The following is an 18,935-nucleotide window of genomic DNA, read 5'->3' on the forward strand; positions in this document are numbered from 1 at the left end:
TTTTTTTCATTCAGCGGCGGGTTGTTCTGACCCGGATCGCAGACGTACCGAGGTTCATATGGTTTTCAATGTCCATGTCGCGCTCACCTGGATTCTGTTCCTGGCGCTCTTCCCCATGGCGTTCTTCTGGCTGCGCCGGGCCTGGCGCATTGCCATCAACAAGGATTTCTCCGAAGTCGCCATCAAGTACGGCGAGTCGCCACCCAATCCGGAAAAATTCGCCCCCTACGAGGCCGTGATCAACCTGGTTGCCGGCAGCATTGCGCTGGCCGTCATTGCCGGCGTGCTTGCCGGCGAGCTGGAATACGATGACTGGATGGCGATTGCCGGCAGCACCATCTGGTGCAAGTTCTTCCTCAGCTTTGCCCTGAGCCGCCAGGCACATCCGATGAACCTGCCAGGCTTCATGCAGCGCCGGATCAGCATTCGTCCGGAAAAACAGGCACCGGAAACCGACGAGAAGTAAACGTCAGCCCAGGCTGGCCAGGTTGGCAATTGCCGGCAGGAATACCTCGGTGACCAGCACGCTGCCATCACCGAGATGATGACGCGAGCGCCGCGCCCAGAATGTCGGCGCTTCGCCGCTCATGGCACACGCGGCGCATACCCGCCGATGCAGCGGATGATGCCGGTCAATGCGCATGAACTCGATCGGCCCGCGGCGAAATCCGGGATGCGTAAACAGCAGCGAACCCAGCGAACGGCTGCCGAGACGGGAAAACCAGCGGCCCAGACGGCCGCTTCTTGCGGTCGACAGCACACTGTGGGCAAAAATCACCGGTACGCCATCGCATTCGAGCAGCACTTCGCGCACTGGCAGACGACAACGACCGGCTTCATCGGCCAGCGGCCTGGCCTTTACCTGACGCAGCACGTGCACGCGAAAACTGCGGCAGTGGCGCAGACAGCGCGCCGTCAGCGAATCCGGTTCGCGCAGCCAGTCGCTCAGCGGACGACCCGGGCGGTTGGCGATCAGTTGCGCTTGCCAGCGCGGCCGATGCTTCATCAGCGCGGCTGCGGCGCGCGTTCCAGACCGCGCAGCCTGCTGCCCGGGGCAATGCCGCGCTGTGCAAACCAGCCGCGATTCATTTCCAGCGCGTAGCGCGCCGGCCGGCGGGCGCAGTGGTTGTCTTCGCTCTGCGGCGTCATGTCCTCGATGTTGATGACTTTCCCTTCGTCATCGAGAAAGGCCACCGACAGCGGGATGTAGGTATTGCGCATCCACATGCAGTGCGTGTTGGGCTGGGTGAAGACGAACAGCATGCCGCGCTGCGCCGGCATTGACCGGCGATTCATCAGGCCGATCTGACGATCCTTGTCCTGCGCTGCGACCTCGGCTTCGATACGATGGAATCCTGCGGTCAACTCCACCATCGGCATCGTTTCCTGGGCCACCACTGCAGTCGCCAATAGGGCGCCGAAAACGCCGGCAAACCATGCTGCTTTCATTCGTCTAGTCTCGCAAATCATCAATCGTTCCTTCCTGCACACGCCATTCGCCCAAGCCCAGCCCGGCGATCGAAATCCTGCCGACCGCCGCCCGGACCAGGCGCAGCACAGGATACCCGATTGCTGCGCCCATCCGCCGCACCTGGCGGTTCTTGCCCTCGGCAATGCGAATTTCCAGCCAGCAGGTCGGGATCGCCGCCCGGTAGCGGATCGGCGGATCGCGCGGCCAGAGGTCCGGCGGCGGGTCGATCCGGCGCACCTGTGCCGGTTGTGCGGTGAAATCCGACAGCCGGATGCCGGCGCGCAGGCGGTCGAGATCGGCCTCCACCGGCTCGCCCTCGACCTGCGCCCAGTAGGTCTTGACCAACTTGTGTTTCGGGTCGGCGATGCGCGCCTGCAGCTTGCCGTCATCGGTCAGCAGCAGCAGCCCCTCGCTGTCGGCGTCGAGCCGCCCGGCGACATAGACATCCTTCAGCGGGATGAACTCGTTCAGCGCCCGCCAGCGCCCTTCCGGCGTGAACTGGCTGAGTACGCCATAGGGCTTGTTGAAAATAACGATTCTCGACACGTCGACCGCAAAACTCGATAAAGTCGTGATTTTACGGCAGCTACGGTCAACCGTCCGCGTCCTGCCACGTTATTGCAACATCCGCGCTGAACCTATCCTCCGATGCCCTCGTTTCACCCCCCGCATGGCGACAAAATTCCGACTATCCCTGCAGCGTGGTCCAGACTGCTTGAACGGCAACTGGAACCCGGTGAAACCATACACGCCTGGCTGGAAACCGACCTCGACGAGCGCCTGCATTTCGCCGTCGGCCTGATTGTCCTGACCGACCGCCGGCTGCTCGCCGCGGCGCCCGGCGCCAGCGAATGCCGCGTCTGGCCGCTGAGCACGACGCAACGCCTCGACCATCACGACCATGCCGGCGTCGGCACGCTGGAACTGTTCGACACCACCGGCCGGCTCGCCTGCTGGCGCTACACGCTCGGCCGCAACCTGATCGCGCTGCGCCTGATCGGCGAGTTCGACCTGCAGCGCGAGAGCCTGGCCAGCGGCCAGCCAGTGCTGCGGTCAACCGAGGATTTGTGCCCAAAATGCAAGGCGCCGCTGCCGCCGGGCGAGGATGAATGCCCGATCTGCATCGTCGAGACCAGCACGCCGCCGTCAACGTGGACGCTGTTCCGCCTGTGGCGCTTCGCCAAACCCTACAAGGGCCGCCTGCTCGCCGGTTTCTTGCTGACGCTGGCGTCGACCGCAGCAACGCTGGTGCCGCCCTACCTGACGATGCCGCTGATGGACGAGATCCTGATCCCGTTCCAGAACGGCCAGCCGATCGACCAGGACCGGGTCATGCTCTATCTCGGCGGCCTGCTCGGCGCGGCAGTGCTGGCCTGGGCGCTCGGCTGGCTGCGCACCTACATCCTGGCGCTGGTTTCGGAACGGATCGGCCGCGACCTGCGCACCACCACCTACGAACACCTGCTGGGACTGTCACTGGAATATTTCGGCGGCAAGCGCACCGGCGACCTGATGGCCCGCATCGGTTCAGAAACCGACCGCATCAACGTCTTCCTGTCGCTGCACCTGCTCGACTTCGCCACCGACGTGCTGATGATCGCCATGACGTCGGCCATCCTCTTTTCGATCAACCCGTGGCTGGCGCTGGTGACCCTGCTGCCGCTGCCCTTCATCGCCTGGCTGATCCACACCGTGCGCGACCGCCTGCGCACCGGTTTCGAGAAGGTGGACCGGGTCTGGGCCGAAGTCACCAACGTGCTCGCCGACACCATTCCCGGCATCCGCGTGGTCAAGGCCTTCGCCCAGGAAAAGCGCGAGGCCGAGCGCTTCCGCGACGCCAACAAACACAATCTGGCGCTCAACGACAAACTCAACCGCACCTGGTCGCTGTTCGGCCCGACGGTGACGCTGATGACCGAAATCGGCCTGCTCGTCGTCTGGGGCTTCGGCATCTGGCAGATTTCCGAAGGCGACATCACCGTCGGCGTGCTCACCGCCTTCCTCGCCTACATCAGCCGTTTCTACACGCGGCTGGACTCGATGAGCCGCATCGTTTCGGTGACGCAGAAAGCCGCCGCCGGCGCGAAGCGCATCTTCGACATCCTCGACCATGTGTCGTCGGTGCCGGAACCGACCAAGCCGGTCCATCTCGGCCAGGTCGAAGGCCGAATCACGCTGAAGCAGGCCAGTTTCCGCTACGGCACCCGGGCGGTCACCCGCGACGTCGACCTGGTCATCGAACCGGGCGAGATGATCGGCCTGGTCGGCCACAGCGGCTCCGGCAAATCGACGCTGGTGAACCTGATCTGCCGCTTCTACGACGTCACCGAAGGCGCCGTCTTCATCGACGATGTCGACGTGCGCTCGGTGCCGGTCGCCGAATTCCGCCGCAACATCGGCCTGGTGCTGCAGGAGCCTTTCCTGTTCTTCGGCACCATCGCCGAAAACATCGCCTACGGCAAGCCGGAAGCGACGCGCGCCGAAATCATCGCCGCCGCCCGTGCAGCGCATGCCCACGAATTCATTCTGCGCCTGCCGCACGGCTACGACTCGCTGGTCGGCGAACGCGGCCAGGGCCTGTCCGGCGGCGAGCGCCAGCGCATCTCGATCGCCCGCGCGCTGCTGATCGATCCGAAGATCCTGATCCTCGACGAAGCCACTTCTTCGGTCGACACCGAAACCGAGAAGGAAATCCAGAAGGCGCTGGACAACCTGGTGCGCGGCCGCACCACGATTGCCATCGCCCACCGCTTGTCTACGCTGCGCAAGGCCGACCGGCTGGTGGTCATGGATCGCGGCCGTATCGTCGAAACCGGGAACCATGACGTGCTGATGGCTGCCGAAGGCCATTACTACAAGCTTTACCAGGCCCAGGCGCGCAATGTCGATAGCGAAGACGCCGACCCGGAAGCGCCCGTCGTTCCCAAAACCGTCACCGTCTGAGGCAGGACCATGGCGCATACCCCATTCCAGCTGCAACGCGATTCTTACGGTCGACTCGTCCTGATCGATGAAAACGGCGAACGCCACGAAGGCGTCGTGCCGGTCCGCGCCTTTCCCATCGCCGCTCCCGACGACGGCATCGCCCTGGTCAACAGCGAAGGCCACGAGGCCGGCTGGGCCGACCGCCTGAGCGACCTGCCGGCGGCCGAACGGGCGCTGATCGAGGAAGAACTCGCCAGCCGCGAATTCATGCCGGCGATCGAAGCCATCCTCGCCGTCTCCAGTTTTGCCTGCCCGAGTACCTGGCAGGTGCGTACCGACCGTGGCCCGGCCGAGGTCCTGCTCAAGGGCGAGGAAGACATCCGTCGCCTGCCGCAGGGCCGTCTGCTGATCGCCGACAGCCACGGCATCCAGTTCCTGATTCGCGACCCCGCAGCGCTCGACCGGCACAGCCGGCGGCTGCTCGACCGCTTCCTGTGAGCCCCGACACCATGAAAAACATCGTCATCCGCGACATCATCACGCTGCGCGGCCCCAACATCTGGACCTACCGGCCGGTACTCGAAGCCTGGGTGGACATCGGCGAACTGGAGGAATTTCCCTCCAACAAGATTCCCGGCTTCCCCGAGCGCCTGGCTGCCTGGCTGCCGTCGCTGGTCGAGCACCGCTGCAGCTACGAGGAACGCGGCGGTTTCCTGCGCCGGGTCGAGGAAGGCACCTGGCCCGGTCACATCCTCGAACACGTGTCGCTCGAACTGCAGAACCTCGCCGGCCTGCCCGGCGGTTTCGGCAAGGCGCGCGAAACCACCGAATACGGCGTGTACAAGGTGGTCATCCGCGCCTGGCACGAAGAAGTCACGCGCGCCGCGCTGCACAAGGCGCGCGACCTGCTCATGGCGGCGATCGAGGACCGGCCGTTCGATGTCGATGAAGCGGTCGAGGAACTGCGCGACATGGTCGATTCCAAGTGTCTCGGCCCGTCGACCGCAAGCATCGTCGATGCCGCCGACGACCGCGACATCCCGGCGATCCGCCTGCTCGACGACGGCAACCTGGTGCAGCTCGGCTACGGCGCCGCGATGCGCCGCATCTGGACGGCCGAAACCGACCGCACCAGCGCCATCGCCGAAACCATCTCGCGCGACAAGGACCTGACCAAGTCGCTGCTCGAATCCTGCGGCGTGCCGATTCCCGAAGGCCGCGAGGTGAAGAGCGTCGACGACGCCTGGGAAGCCGCCGAGGACATCGGCCTGCCGGTCTGCATCAAGCCGGTGGACGGCAACCACGGGCGCGGCGTGTTCATCGACGTGAATACCCGCGAGGAAGTCGAAAAAGCCTGGAACATCGCTGTCGACGAAGGCTCCGGCGTCCTCGTCGAACGCTCGATCCCGGGCGTCGAACACCGCCTGCTGATCGTCGGCGACAAGATGGTCGCGGCCAATCGCAGCGAAATGATCACCGTCACCGGCGACGGCCAGTCTACGGTGCGCGAACTGATCGACAGCCAGGTCAATACCGACCCGCGCCGCGGCCCGACCGAACTGCACCCGCTGTCGATCATCCGCATCGATTCGGCAGCCCGCATGGAACTCGGCCGCCAGGGTCTGGACGCCGATGCGATCCCGGCTGCCGGCCGTGAAGTGCTGATCCAGCGCACCGCCAACCACGCTTTCGACTGCACCGACGAAGTCCATCCGGAAACCGCCGCCGTCTGCGCGCTGGCGGCGCGCATCGTCGGCCTCGACATTGCCGGGGTCGACCTCGTCTGCAAGGACATTTCCAAACCGCTGGCCGAACAGGGCGGCGCCATCGTCGAAGTCAACGCCGGCCCTAGCCTGCTGATGCATCTGAAACCCGGCGTCGGCAAGGCCCGGCCGGTCGGCAAGGCGATCGTCGGCAATCTCTTCGGCCCGCAGGAAAGCGGCCGCATCCCGGTCGTCGGCGTTTCCGGCTCGCGCGGCAAGACACCGGTCGCCCGCATCGTCGCCCACCTGCTGCACCTGTCCGGCAAGCAGGTCGGCCTGGCCTGCAGCCAGGGCGTCTTCCTCGGCCAGCGCCAGGTGCAGAAGACCGACGCCGCCAACTGGACCGGCGGTCGCCGGCTGCTGCTCAACCGCACTGTCGAAGCGGCAGTCATCGAGAACGGCGGCCGCGTCATCCTCGGTGAAGGCCTGCCCTACGACCGCTGCCAGGTCGGCATCGTCACCAACATCCTGCCCGATGGCGAAGATCTCAGCCGCTGGAACATCCAGCCGAGCGGCGGCGAATACTTCACCACCTGGCGCGCCACCTACCGCACCCAGGTCGATGTCGTCCTCAAGGGCGGCCATGCCGTGCTCAACGCCGACGATCCGGCGGTTGCCGATCTCGCCGAGCTGTGTGACGGCGACGTCACCTTCTTTGCCGCCGACCCCGGCTGCCCGACCCTGAACGAACACCGTGCGGCTGGAAAACGTGCGGTCTACGTCAGCGAAGGCCGCATTTGTCTGGCCAGCGGCAGCGACGAAATCCGGCTGTGCCGGCTCGGCGACGTCCCGGCCATCGGCAAGGCCCGGAAACCGGAAACGGTCGCCAATGTGCTCGCTGCTGTCGCCGCCGGCTGGGCACTCGGCCTGACCCAGGACGTCATCGTCACCGGCATCAAGACTTACGGCCTGGAACTGGCCGACCCCTTCGCCCTGCTGCCCCGCCGTGCCCGCAAGTCGGCCGGTGTCGCCAGCCGCATCTAACGCTGAGAAAGACCGATCATGGACGTTTCCCGCATCCGTGCCCTGCGCGGCCCCAACCTGTGGAGCCGCCACACCGCCATCCAGGCCATCGTCACCTGCGACGGTGGTGAACGCGCCATCGCCGACCTGCCCGGTTTCGAACCGCGGCTGCGCGCCCGCTTCCCGGAACTCGGCGAGCTGATCCCGACCGATCACCTCGACGCCGTATCGATGGCCCACGCCCTCGAATTCGCCGCACTTGGCCTGCAGGCGCAAGCCGGTTGCCCGGTAACCTTCAGCCGGACGACGCAGACCGTCGAAGCCGGCGTGTACCAGGTCGTCGTCGAATACACCGAGGAAGACGTCGGCCGGCTGGCCTTCGAACGTGCCGAGCAGCTGTGCCGCGCCGCTCTCGACGACACGCCCTTCGACCTCGACGCGACGCTGAAGGAACTGCGCGATCTCGACGAAGACATCCGCCTCGGCCCCTCGACCGGCGCCATCGTCGCTGCCGCCCAGGCGCGCGGCATCCCGTTCCGCCGGCTGACCCAGGGCAGCCTGGTGCAGTTCGGCTGGGGCAGCAAGCAGAAGCGCATTCAGGCAGCGGAAACCAGCCTGACCAGCGCCATCGCCGAATCGATCGCGCAGGACAAGGAACTGACCAAACAATTGCTGCACGCCGCCGGCGTCGCCGTGCCGACCGGCCGACCGGTCGCCGATGCGGACGACGCCTGGAAAGCTGCCCAGGAAATCGGCCTGCCGGTCGTCGTCAAGCCGCAGGACGGCAACCAGGGCAAGGGCATTTCGGTGAACCTGACCAGCGAGGAACAGGTTCGCCATGCCTACCAGGTTGCGGTCAGCTTCTTCGACGACATCATGGTCGAGAAATATCTGCCCGGCCACGACTGGCGCCTGCTGGTCATCGGCGACAAGCTGATCGCCGCCGCCCGCCGCGATCCGCCGCTGGTCGTCGGCGACGGCACGCACACGGTGCGCGAACTGGTCGAGATCGTGAATAGCGACCCGCGCCGTTCCGACGGTCATGCCACATCGCTGACCAAGATCCGCTTCGATGAAATTGCCCTCGCCCGCCTGGCCGAGCAGGGCTACAGCGCCGATTCGATTCCCGAGCGCGGCGTCCGCGTCATCCTGCGCAACAACGCCAACCTGTCGACCGGCGGCACCGCCACCGACGTCACCGACGACGTCCATCCGGACCTCGCTGCCGCCGCCGTGGCCGCGGCGCAGACCGTCGGCCTCGACATCGCCGGCATCGACGTCGTCTGCGACACCATCCTGAAGCCACTCGAAGATCAGGGCGGCGGCATCGTCGAAGTCAATGCCGCACCCGGCCTGCGCATGCACCTCGACCCGTCGTTCGGCAAGGGCCGCCCGGTCGGTGAAGCGATCGTCGGCATGATGTATCCCGATGGTCCCGACGGCAAACCCGACAACGGCCGCATCCCGGTCGTCGCCGTCACCGGCACCAACGGCAAGACCACGACCAGTCGCCTGATCGGCCGCATCTTCGAACAGAACGGCCTGCGCGTCGGCATGACCAGCACCGATGGCATCTACGTCGAGAACAAGCGCATCGACAGCGGCGACTGCTCCGGTCCACGCAGCGCCCGCAACGTCCTCGGTCATCCCGACGTCGACGCGGCCGTGCTCGAAACTGCCCGCGGCGGCCTGCTGCGCGAAGGGCTCGGCTTCGACATGTGCGATGTCGCCGTCGTCACCAACATCGGCCTGGGCGACCATCTCGGCCTCAATTACATCACCACGGTGCATGACCTGGCCGTGATCAAGCGCGTCATCGTCGAGAACGTCGCGCCGAACGGCACCGCCGTGCTCAACGCCGCCGACCCGGTAGTCGCGGCGATGGCCCGCCATTGCCCGGGCAGCGTCACCTTCTTTGCCCTTGATCCGGCGCACCCGGTGCTGGCCACGCACCGCGCTCAGGGCAAGCGCGTGCTCTACGTCGAAAAGGGCGACATCGTCTGCGGCGAAGGCCGCAAGAAATACCGCATTCCGCTCGCCCAGGTGCCGCTGACGCGCAACGGCACGATCGGCTTTCAGGTCGAGAACGTCATGGCCGCCGTCGCCACCGCCTGGTCGCTCGGCTACGCATGGTCGAGCATCGAGCAGGCGCTGGCCGGCTTCATCAGCGATTCGGCGACCGCCCCCGGCCGCTTCAATGTCTTCGATTACAAGGGCGCAACGCTGATCGCCGACTACGGCCACAATCCGGATGCCATGTTTGCCCTGGTCAAGGCGGTAGAAAACATGCCGGCCAGCCGCCGTTCGGTCGTCATCAGCGGCGCCGGCGACCGGCGCGACGAAGACATCCGCCAGCAAACCGAGATCCTCGGCCAGGCCTTCGACGACGTGATCCTCTATCAGGATGCCTGCCAGCGCGGCCGCGCCGACGGCGAAGTGATCGCCCTGCTGCGCGCCGGCCTGGCCAACGCGCAACGGGTCAAGCACGTCGACGCCATCGATGGTGAATTCATTGCCATCGATACGGCACTCAAGCGCCTGCAGCCGGGCGATCTTTGCCTGATCCTGATCGACCAGGTGGAAGAGGCGCTGGCGCACATTGCCCGGCGCATTGCAGAATAACGGCCTGATGACCGCAAACTCTCCATCCGGGCCAGGCAAGGTCTGGCTGGTCGGCGCCGGCCCCGGCGACCCCGACCTGCTGACCGTGAAGGCCGCCCGCCTGATCGCGGCGGCCGACGCCATCGTGTACGACCACCTGGTTGGTGAAGGCATCCGCGCCCTGTTCCCGGCAACAGCCCGGCAGGTTTATGTCGGCAAGAAGGCGGCGAAGCACACGCTGAAGCAGGAAGAAATCAACCAGCTGCTCGTCGACCTCGCCCGCGAAGGCCTGTCGGTGGTCCGCCTCAAGGGCGGCGACCCCTTCATCTTCGGGCGCGGCGGCGAGGAGCTGGAAATCCTTCACGCCGCCGGCATCGGCTTCGAGGTCGTCCCCGGCGTCACCGCCGCCGCCGGTTGCGCGGCCTACGCCGGTTTTCCGCTGACCCATCGCGAGCACGCCCAATCGGTCACCTTCGTCACCGGGCACCTCAAGGATCACAGCATCGATCTCGACTGGCCGGCGCTTGCCCGCCCTGGCCAGACCGTCGTCTTCTACATGGGCGTTGGCGGTGCCGCGGAAATCTGCCGCCAGATGATCGCCCACGGCCTGCCTGCCGGCACACCGGCCGCCATCGTCCGGCGCGGCACGCTGCCCGACCAGCAGACGCTGCTGGCAACGCTGGGCTGCCTGCCGCAACGCATTGCCGAATCCGGCATCAAACCCCCGGCGCTGATCGTCGTTGGCTCGGTCGTCGGCCTGCACGCCAAACTTTCCTGGTTCGAGAACCCATGAAAAAAATCCTGACACTTGCCTTCGCCCTGCTGCTGAGCGGCATGGCACACGCCTACACGGCCAAGGAAATGCTCGAGGACTGCAAGGCCGCCGAAAGCATGTACGCCGGCGAAAAGAACAGCGACCCGTTCTTCGCCATGCGCAGCGGACGCTGCATCGCCTACGTCGCCGGCTTTGCCGACGGCTATGCCGTCAGCGACTATCTGGCCGAAAAGGTCGGCGTCCGTCTCAATGCCTTCTGCCTGCCGAACGACGGCGACCTGTCCCTGCGCATGGTCCGCGCCGTCGTCATTCACGTCGAACGCACCCCGCCGGAAACCACCAGCAGCACGGCAACCCTGGTCGCCGGCGCACTGGCCAAATCCTTTCCCTGCACCGATACGCTTGAACCAAAGAAGTGATTCAGGGATAATCCGCGCTCCATTCGCCCCGATGGCGGAATCGGTAGACGCAGCGGATTCAAAATCCGCCGCCGAAAGGTGTGCCAGTTCGAGTCTGGCTCGGGGCACCAGTTACGACAAATCGGCTTTCCCCGCGGAAAGCCGTTTTTGTTTGCATGCGGACAATTGCCATGTCGTTGACCGTCGATGACTTCGACTTCCCTCTCCCGCCCGAACTGATTGCCCAGCACCCGGCCCCCGAGCGCAGGGGCAGCCGGCTGCTGCATATTTGCGGTCAACAGCACGTCGACCGCAAATTTGCCGACCTGCCAACGCTGCTGCGCGCTGGCGACCTGCTGGTGTTCAACGACACCAGGGTGATCAAGGCGCGCTTCTTCGGCGTCAAGGAAACCGGTGGTCAGGTCGAGATCATGCTCGAACGCATCGTCGATGCGACGCACGCGATCTGCCAGATCCGTGCCAGCAAGGCACCGAAAACCGGCTGCCTGCTGCGTCTGGCCGATGCTTTCACGGTCCGGATGACCGGCCGCGCCGGTGCCGATGGTGATTTTTTCGCGCTGGAACTGGTCGACCGCAATAATTTCTGGGAAGTCTCGGAGCAGTACGGCAAGCTGCCCTTGCCCCCGTATATCGAGCATCCAGCCGAAGGCGCCGACGAAACCCGCTACCAGACGGTCTATGCGCGCGAACCGGGCGCCGTCGCGGCACCGACCGCCGGCCTGCATTTCGACGAGGCCATGCTCGCGACACTGCGCAACCAGGGTGTCGGTACCGCCTTCGTGACGCTGCACGTCGGCGCCGGCACCTACCGGCCGGTCCGCGTCGAAAAAATCGCCGACCATCGCATGCACAGCGAGCGCTACGTCGTGCCGCCGGAAACCGCCGCTGCCATCGCCGCCACCCGGGCCGCTGGCGGCCGTGTCATCGCTGTCGGCACAACCAGCCTGCGCACGCTCGAATCGGCCGGCAACGACGATGGCAGCATAAGCGCCGGCAGCAGCGAAACCGACATCTTCATCACGCCCGGCTACCGCTTCAAGGTCGTCGACCGGCTGATCACCAATTTCCATCTGCCGAAATCGACGCTGATGATGCTCGTTTCGGCCTTCGCCGGCTACGACGCGATCCGCGCCGCCTACGCCCACGCGGTCGCCGAGCGCTACCGCTTTTTCAGCTATGGCGACGCCATGCTCCTGGAGAAATCCGATGCAGTTTGAGCTTCACAAAACCGACGGTGCCGCCCGCCGCGGCACCGTGACCCTGGCCCACGGCCAGGTCCAGACCCCAGTCTTCATGCCGGTCGGCACCTACGGCACGGTCAAGGCGATGACACCGCAAAGTCTCAACGACATCGGCGCGCAGATCTGCCTGGGCAATACCTTCCACCTGTGGCTGCGCCCGGGCCTCGATGTTGTCGCCGCGCACAACGGCCTGCACGATTTCATGAACTGGCAGAAGCCCATCCTCACCGACTCGGGCGGCTTCCAGGTCTTCTCGCTCGGCGCCATGCGCAAGATCACCGAGGAAGGCGTCAAGTTCAGCTCGCCGCACGACGGTGCCAAGCTCTTCCTGACGCCGGAAATCTCGATGCAGATCCAGAAGGTGCTCAATTCCGACATCGTCATGATCTTCGACGAATGCACGCCTTACCCGGCCAGCCACGACGAAGCCGCCAAATCGATGCGCATGTCGATGCGCTGGGCACAGCGTTCGCGCGACGAGCACAACCGGCTGGAAAACGGCAACGCCCTGTTCGGCATCGTCCAGGGCGGCATGTACGAAGACCTGCGCGACGAATCGGTGGCCGGACTGTGCGACATCGGCTTCGACGGCATGGCGATCGGCGGCCTGTCGGTCGGCGAACCCAAGGACGACATGGCGCGCATCCTGACGCATACCGCACCGCGCCTGCCGACCAACAAGCCGCGCTACCTGATGGGCGTCGGCACGCCGGAAGACCTGGTCAACGGCGTCAAGAACGGCATCGACATGTTCGACTGCGTCATGCCGACCCGCAACGCGCGCAACGGCCATCTGTTCACCCGCTTCGGCGACGTCAAGATCAAGAACGCCCGCTACAAGCTGGACACCGGCCCGCTCGACCCATCCTGCACCTGCTATACCTGCACGCAATTCACGCGCAGCTACCTGCACCACCTGTTCCGCAACGGCGAGATCCTCGGCGGCATGCTGAACACCATCCACAACCTGCATTTCTACCAGACGATCATGGCCGAGATGCGCGCCGCCATCGAATCGGGAAAACTGGAAGAATGGTCAACTGCCTTCGCCCGCGACCGAAGCGCCGGCCAGTGTTAGAATCGCTCGTTCTGAATTTTTCGTTATCCGGAGACATGTCCAATGATTAGCCTTGCCCACGCCCAAACTGCCGGCGCCGCCGACCCGACTGGTGGCTTCATGCAGATCCTGCCGATGATCCTGATGTTCGTCGTGCTGTGGTTCCTGATGATTCGCCCGCAAATGAAGAAGGCCAAGGAACACAAGGCGCTGATCGCCGCGCTGCAGAAGGGCGACGAAGTCGTCACCGGCGGCGGCCTGGTCGGTCGCATCACCAAGGTTGACGACAACTACATCACCCTGGAAATTGCCGAAGGTACCGAAGTCGTTGTCCAGAAGCCCGCCGTGGCCATCGCCCTGCCCAAGGGTACGCTGAAGTCGCTGTAATCCAATCCCGAAGGGCGGCTGCGGCCGCCTTTTTCGCTTCAAAGCCGCCATGAATCGCTATCCTCTCTGGAAGTACGTCACCGTCGCCATCGCGCTGGTCTTCGGCTTCATCTACACCCTGCCCAATTTCTTCGGTGAGTCGCCGGCCGTCCAGGTATCCAGTGCCAAGGTCACGCTCAAGGTCGATGCCACTACCCAGGCCCGCGTCGAAGAAGCGCTGGCTGGCGCCGGCATCACCCATGACGGCATCCAGCTCGACCCGGTCGGCGTCAAGGCCCGCTTCAAGGACACCGACACCCAGTTGAAGGCCAAGGACGCCATCGAGCGCGCCTTCAATCCGGACAGCAGCAATCCCCAGTACGTGGTCGCGCTGAACCTGCTGACCGCCTCGCCGCAATGGCTGACCTCGCTCAACGCGCTGCCGATGTACCTCGGCCTCGACCTGCGCGGCGGCGTGCACTTCCTGCTGCAGGTGGACATGCCGGGCGCGCTGACCAAGCGCCTCGACTCGACCAGCGCCGACCTGCGCAGCCTGCTGCGCGACAAGAACCTGCGCCACGGCGGCATCAACCGCGAAGGCGAACGCATCGTCATCAAGTTCCGCGATGCGGAAACCCGCACTGCCGCCAGCAAGGTGCTCGGCGACAACGCCGCCGACCTGGCGCTGGCCGAAGCCGGCCAGGGCGACGACCTGCGCCTGATCGCCACGCTGAAGCCGGAAGCCGGCAAGAAGATCGCCGAATTCGCGATCAAGCAGAACATCAACACGCTGCACAACCGGATCAACGAACTCGGCGTTGCCGAACCGATCATCCAGCAGCAGGGCGCCGACCGTATCGTCGTCCAGTTGCCGGGCGTCCAGGACACGGCCAAGGCCAAGGACATCCTCGGCCGTACCGCGACGCTGGAAATCCGCATGGTCGACGACAGCCCGGGCGCCATCGAAGCCGGCCTGGCCGGCAATCCGCCGTTCGGCACCGAGGTCTACACCGAACGCGGCGGCTCGCCGTTGCTGGTCAAGAAGCAGGTCGTCCTGACCGGCGACCGCCTGACCGACGCCCAGCCGGGCTTCGACGGCCAGACCAACGAACCGGCCGTGCATCTGACGCTCGACTCCGCCGGCGCCCGCATCTTCAAGGATGTCACCCGCGACAATGTCGGCAAGCGCATGGCCATCCTGCTGATCGAAAAGGGCAAAGGCGAGGTCGTCACCGCGCCGGTCATCCGTACCGAAATCGGCGGCGGCCGCGTGCAGATTTCCGGCCGCATGACCACTGCCGAAGCCAATGACGTCGCCCTGCTGCTGCGCGCCGGCTCGCTGGCAGCGCCGATGGACATCATCGAGGAACGCACCATCGGCCCGTCGCTCGGCGCCGAAAACATCGAACGCGGCTTCAAGTCGACGATGTGGGGCTTCCTGGCAATCGCCGTGTTCATGATCGCCTATTACCAGGTCGTCGGCCTGATTTCGGTGGTCGCCCTGGCTTCCAACCTGCTGTTGCTGGTCGCCCTGCTGTCGCTGCTGCAAGCTACGCTGACCTTGCCGGGTATCGCCGCCATCGCGCTGACGCTGGGCATGGCCATCGACGCCAACGTGCTGATCAACGAACGCATCCGCGAGGAACTGCGCGCCGGCATGACACCGCAGGCGGCAATCTCGGAAGGTTACGAACGGGCTTTCGGGACCATTCTCGACTCCAACATCACCACGCTGATCGCCGGCCTGGCACTGCTCATCTTCGGCTCCGGCCCGGTGCGCGGCTTCGCCGTCGTCCATTGCCTGGGCATCCTGACCTCGATCTTCTCCGCCGTCGTCGTTTCGCGCGCCATGATCAACCTGGTCTACGGTCGTCAGAAGAAACTGACCAAGGTGGCCATCGGCACTGTCTGGAAAGAAGGTATTTCCGCGGTCAACGGCAGAAAACAAGGATAAACGGTCATGGAATTCTTCCGCATCAAGAAAGACATCCCCTTCATGCGCCATGCGCTGGTGTTCAACGTCATTTCGTTGATCACCTTCGTGCTGGCGGTATTCTTCCTGGCGACCAAAGGCCTGCACCTGTCGGTGGAATTCACCGGTGGTACGCTGATCGAGGTCAAGTACCAGCAGAGCGCCGACCTGGAAAAAGTCCGCGGCGCGATGAGCAAGAACGGCTTCACCGATTACACGGTGCAGAATTTCGGCTCGTCGCAGGACGTGATGATCCGTCTGCCGCTGCGCGGTACCGAAGACAGTGCCCAGCAGGGCGAACGCGTGATGCAGGCACTGGCCGCGGAAGCCCCGGGCGCCAGCCTGCAGCGTGTCGAGTTCGTCGGCCCGCAAGTCGGCAAGGAACTCGCCGAAAACGGTGCGCTGGCGCTGCTGGTGGTCATCGTCGGCATCATGATCTACCTCGCCTCGCGCTTCGAATGGCGCTTCTCCATCGCCGCCATCATCGCCAACCTGCACGACGTGATCATCATTCTCGGTTTCTTCGCCGCCTTCCAGTGGGAATTCTCGCTGTCGGTGCTGGCCGCGGTACTCGCCGTGCTCGGTTACTCGGTCAATGAATCGGTGGTCGTCTTCGACCGCGTCCGCGAAACCTTCAAGAAGGTACGCGGCCTGACCACGCCGCAGGTCCTCGACCACGCCATCACCAGCACCATTTCGCGAACCATCATCACCCATGGATCGACGCAGGTGATGGTGCTGTCGATGCTGGTCTTCGGCGGCGAGACGCTGTACTACTTCTCGCTGGCCCTGACCATCGGCATCCTGTTCGGCATCTACTCTTCGGTGCTGGTCGCCAGCCCGCTGGTGATGTGGCTGGGCGTCTCGCGCGAACAGTTCATCAAGCCGAAGAAGGCAGTCGCCGAAGGCGCAACGGACGACGGCGCCTGCGTCTGACGAACGGCCTTGCTCCCAGCCCCTGGAATCCGGGGGGCAGGAACAAGCGCCGAAATGAAGACAAAGCAGTACCACGAAGCCCCGAGAAATCGGGGCTTCGTCATTTCTGCCCGGCATTTTCTCGACCGCAGCCCCGACCGCCCCCGTCCCCTCAGAATGACGCTTGCCATGATGCTGAATAAATCGTTTAATCCACTCGGTATAAGCCTATTGGGTACGCAAGCTGTAGTGCTTCAAGCGAATTTTCTCGCGCACACGGTCAATCAAGCCGGGGACCGTGGTACCACGAGACTGCTGCAACGAAGGATGCAAGGCATGCATACAAGCCCCTCTAAAATCTGCCAAGTCGTTGAACCAACATGACAATAGTTTTTTATACAGCCCATGCGACGGATTCCTTTCCGTCAATTAGGTGCAACATTTAACGTTCGCGATCACCATGTCCTCCGGCGCCGATTACTCTACGTTGCTTGATCTCTTCATTCGGCTTGTTGAGTCACAAGCCGGAAAGAAGATCAAGTCCGGTGACGAGTGGTTGAACAACGCTCAAGTATTGGCGGCTAAGCTCTTTCGACATCTTGTTTCGATGCAAACCTTGGCAGCGGGAGCAACGGTCGAGCATGACGGAGTTCCCGCCGTGTTCTTTGTTGATCATGCCTCGGTAAAAGTGGTTGCCCGCGCAGCCCTCGAAACCTACCTTGTGTTCTTCTATCTCTACGGCAATTCGGACCAGTCGCTATGCGAGTTCAGGCACAACACGTGGTGTCTTGGTGGCTTAGTTGATCGCCAGCAGTTTCACGTATCGACAGAACAGGGGCGCGAGGTCTTAGCCCGCGAGAAGAAACAAATCGAAGAACTGAAGTCCAAAATCGAGTCTTCGCAGGAGATTCGCACTTACACGGAAAAACAGCGCAAGAAACTCCTGGAAGGTGAATGGCGAATCGGAAATGGTTGGGCCAACCTTGGAGTCAGCGCCGGCTTCCACCAGAAGTACTTCGAGAACATCTATGGGTACCTCTGCGGCTACTCTCATTCGAGCTATCTCAGTGCAATACAGGTCGGCCAAGCTCAGTCGGTCTCCGATCAGCAGATGCTCACGCAGTCCGTTCTCGGGATCGGCGTGGTTCTCATGGCCCACTTCGCCTTTAGTTATTCGGCGGCGTTCAACACTGCCAGCGTGGTGCTTTCCGCCAATCCATCCGCAATGCGGGTTGCTGAAAAGTGGCGGTTCGGCCCCGAAGACATGGCGGCGATATATGACCGCTAACAAACCCATCGAGGCGGACCTTCGCGAGCGGGCTTTGCCCGCTCATTCAGCCGCTCATGGGCGACGTTAAAGCGCTATGCATCGGCTAACTCTACCGACCCTCTTGGCAATTATCCTCAGCGGTTGTTACACGCCGAGGCAGCTTGAGTTTGAGAGCAGTATGAGGAGTCTCATTTCCAAAGGCATGAGCAAAGTTGCGGCTATTGAATCTCTATCTTCGGCCGGCTTCAGGTGTGACGGACAAACTGTCTTCCTCGGAGCGAAAAAGGGCACTGTCGGCTGCTCCCGGCAACGCGACAACCTCTTTCCCCCTTACGCTTGTATCGAAAGAGTCGAATTCGTGGCCCTTGGTGAGAACAGCGGCATCACCAACATTAATTTCGGAAAAATTGTATGTGCGGGCCTGTAGTTATTTCAGGATGGGTACGCTTTGCCGGCGTGGCTAAGCGCTCTAACCCTACGGTCGAAGCGCGGCTTCGCCGCTCACCTTCACGCTAGGTTTCACAATGCGACTATCCACACACCTTCGGCCAGTGCTGCTCTTTGCACTTGTAGCTACGCACTTCCCGCTCGCCGCGCAGCAGGAAGACGTGCAGCGCGGAGCGTTCGCAATGAACGTGTTCCACAGCATCTGCCTGCTGGGGAAAGGTGATGCAACGCGCCCCGCGCATTACCAAGAGTACCGCTTGCGCGAATTGCTACCTGAGGCACAAGCGCAGTTTCTTGGCGGGCGCCCTGGCAAAGTGTGGACGGCACAAGTTCCGTTTGGCAACTTTGCTGTGGTCATCACAGAAGACCGCGAATGCTCCGTGTTCGTGCGCCGTATCACTCAGCAAGTGGCTGTGGAGCAGTTCGAGTTCACGCTGCGAAACTTCTCGCAGAAGGGCACTTTGAAGGAGGAGCCTTCGGTAAGCACACCTCTGCCGCATGGGCAAATGAACACTCGCTCGTTCTCGCTGGTCAGCGAATTCGATGCATCACTGTACGTGGCAGTCGTATCCACATCTGAGTCAGCGCAAGCTCCGCTGCAGGCCATCTTCACAACCCGGGTAGTACGGTGAAACCTAAGTCGAACGTTTGGCCCCAACTCGCCACTTCACCAACATGAAAAAAACACTCTGAATCGCCTGCGCATTGATCTGTTGTCTGCGCCACCCTCTGGCAGTGATGCCGGTCCTG

17 protein-coding genes and 1 tRNA gene are annotated in these 18,935 nt (G+C 63.7%); 15 read left to right on the forward strand and 3 right to left on the reverse strand.

The window, feature by feature from the left end; translation table 11 throughout:
• The first annotated feature begins 58 nt into the window (after positions 1-58).
• Positions 59-466, forward strand: a complete 408-nt coding sequence (locus BJN45_RS15355) for a hypothetical protein (RefSeq protein WP_076096840.1) — start codon at positions 59-61, stop codon at positions 464-466.
• Positions 467-469: 3 nt separating this feature from the next.
• Here BJN45_RS15355 and BJN45_RS15360 read toward each other — a convergent pair whose 3' ends face one another.
• The 3 genes from BJN45_RS15360 to BJN45_RS15370 are packed head-to-tail and all read right to left on the reverse strand — an operon-like array spanning position 470 to position 2,017.
• A complete protein-coding gene (locus BJN45_RS15360) occupies positions 470-1,006 on the reverse strand; it encodes a chorismate--pyruvate lyase family protein (protein WP_076096842.1) in 537 nt (178 codons plus the stop codon).
• Positions 1,006-1,449, reverse strand: coding sequence for a DUF192 domain-containing protein (locus tag BJN45_RS15365; protein WP_076096844.1), 444 nt, complete (start codon positions 1,447-1,449; stop codon positions 1,006-1,008). The genes BJN45_RS15360 and BJN45_RS15365 overlap by 1 nt, the downstream gene beginning before the upstream one ends.
• 4 nt (positions 1,450-1,453) lie before the next feature.
• Complete coding sequence (locus BJN45_RS15370) at positions 1,454-2,017, reverse strand: pseudouridine synthase (protein ID WP_076096846.1); 564 nt, start codon at positions 2,015-2,017, stop codon at positions 1,454-1,456.
• Positions 2,018-2,119: 102 nt separating this feature from the next.
• On the opposite strand from BJN45_RS15370, the gene BJN45_RS15375 reads away from it, so the two are divergent.
• From BJN45_RS15375 to BJN45_RS15445, 14 genes are all read left to right on the forward strand, one after another.
• Positions 2,120-4,414, forward strand: coding sequence for an ABC transporter ATP-binding protein (locus tag BJN45_RS15375; protein WP_083651360.1), 2,295 nt, complete (start codon positions 2,120-2,122; stop codon positions 4,412-4,414).
• A gap of 9 nt (positions 4,415-4,423) precedes the next feature.
• Positions 4,424-4,894, forward strand: a complete 471-nt coding sequence (locus BJN45_RS15380) for a DUF1854 domain-containing protein (protein WP_076096848.1) — start codon at positions 4,424-4,426, stop codon at positions 4,892-4,894.
• 11 nt (positions 4,895-4,905) lie between these two features.
• Entirely contained in the window at positions 4,906-7,143 is a 2,238-nt protein-coding gene (gene cphA / locus BJN45_RS15385) for a cyanophycin synthetase (protein WP_076096850.1), read from the forward strand.
• An 18-nt stretch (positions 7,144-7,161) separates the two neighbouring features.
• The gene (cphA, locus tag BJN45_RS15390) at positions 7,162-9,744 is read left to right on the forward strand and encodes a cyanophycin synthetase (protein WP_076096852.1); all 2,583 of its coding nucleotides are present in this window, start codon (positions 7,162-7,164) and stop codon (positions 9,742-9,744) included.
• Between the two features lie 7 nt (positions 9,745-9,751).
• A complete protein-coding gene (cobA, locus tag BJN45_RS15395; protein WP_076096854.1) occupies positions 9,752-10,516 on the forward strand; it encodes a uroporphyrinogen-III C-methyltransferase in 765 nt (254 codons plus the stop codon).
• A complete protein-coding gene (locus BJN45_RS15400; RefSeq protein ID WP_076096856.1) occupies positions 10,513-10,917 on the forward strand; it encodes a Rap1a/Tai family immunity protein in 405 nt (134 codons plus the stop codon). The genes cobA and BJN45_RS15400 overlap by 4 nt, the downstream gene beginning before the upstream one ends.
• Before the next feature lie 25 nt (positions 10,918-10,942).
• Positions 10,943-11,027: transfer RNA gene (locus BJN45_RS15405), tRNA-Leu, on the forward strand.
• A gap of 60 nt (positions 11,028-11,087) precedes the next feature.
• Positions 11,088-12,134, forward strand: coding sequence for a tRNA preQ1(34) S-adenosylmethionine ribosyltransferase-isomerase QueA (gene queA, locus BJN45_RS15410; protein ID WP_076096858.1), 1,047 nt, complete (start codon positions 11,088-11,090; stop codon positions 12,132-12,134).
• The gene (gene tgt / locus BJN45_RS15415; protein WP_076096860.1) at positions 12,124-13,236 is read left to right on the forward strand and encodes a tRNA guanosine(34) transglycosylase Tgt; all 1,113 of its coding nucleotides are present in this window, start codon (positions 12,124-12,126) and stop codon (positions 13,234-13,236) included. The genes queA and tgt overlap by 11 nt, the downstream gene beginning before the upstream one ends.
• 42 nt (positions 13,237-13,278) lie before the next feature.
• The gene (yajC, locus tag BJN45_RS15420) at positions 13,279-13,602 is read left to right on the forward strand and encodes a preprotein translocase subunit YajC (RefSeq protein ID WP_076096862.1); all 324 of its coding nucleotides are present in this window, start codon (positions 13,279-13,281) and stop codon (positions 13,600-13,602) included.
• 49 nt (positions 13,603-13,651) lie between these two features.
• Entirely contained in the window at positions 13,652-15,535 is a 1,884-nt protein-coding gene (gene secD, locus BJN45_RS15425) for a protein translocase subunit SecD (protein WP_076096864.1), read from the forward strand.
• 6 nt (positions 15,536-15,541) lie between these two features.
• A complete protein-coding gene (gene secF, locus BJN45_RS15430) occupies positions 15,542-16,489 on the forward strand; it encodes a protein translocase subunit SecF (protein ID WP_076096866.1) in 948 nt (315 codons plus the stop codon).
• Positions 16,490-16,928: 439 nt separating this feature from the next.
• The gene (locus tag BJN45_RS15435) at positions 16,929-17,756 is read left to right on the forward strand and encodes a DUF5677 domain-containing protein (RefSeq protein ID WP_076096868.1); all 828 of its coding nucleotides are present in this window, start codon (positions 16,929-16,931) and stop codon (positions 17,754-17,756) included.
• 611 nt (positions 17,757-18,367) lie between these two features.
• Entirely contained in the window at positions 18,368-18,817 is a 450-nt protein-coding gene (locus BJN45_RS15445; protein ID WP_139326369.1) for an NMCC_0638 family (lipo)protein, read from the forward strand.
• The last annotated feature ends 118 nt before the right edge of the window (positions 18,818-18,935 follow it).

Origin of the sequence: Azonexus hydrophilus, from assembly GCF_001956855.1 — a bacterium.
In the GTDB taxonomy this organism is placed as follows: domain Bacteria; phylum Pseudomonadota; class Gammaproteobacteria; order Burkholderiales; family Rhodocyclaceae; genus Azonexus; species Azonexus hydrophilus_A.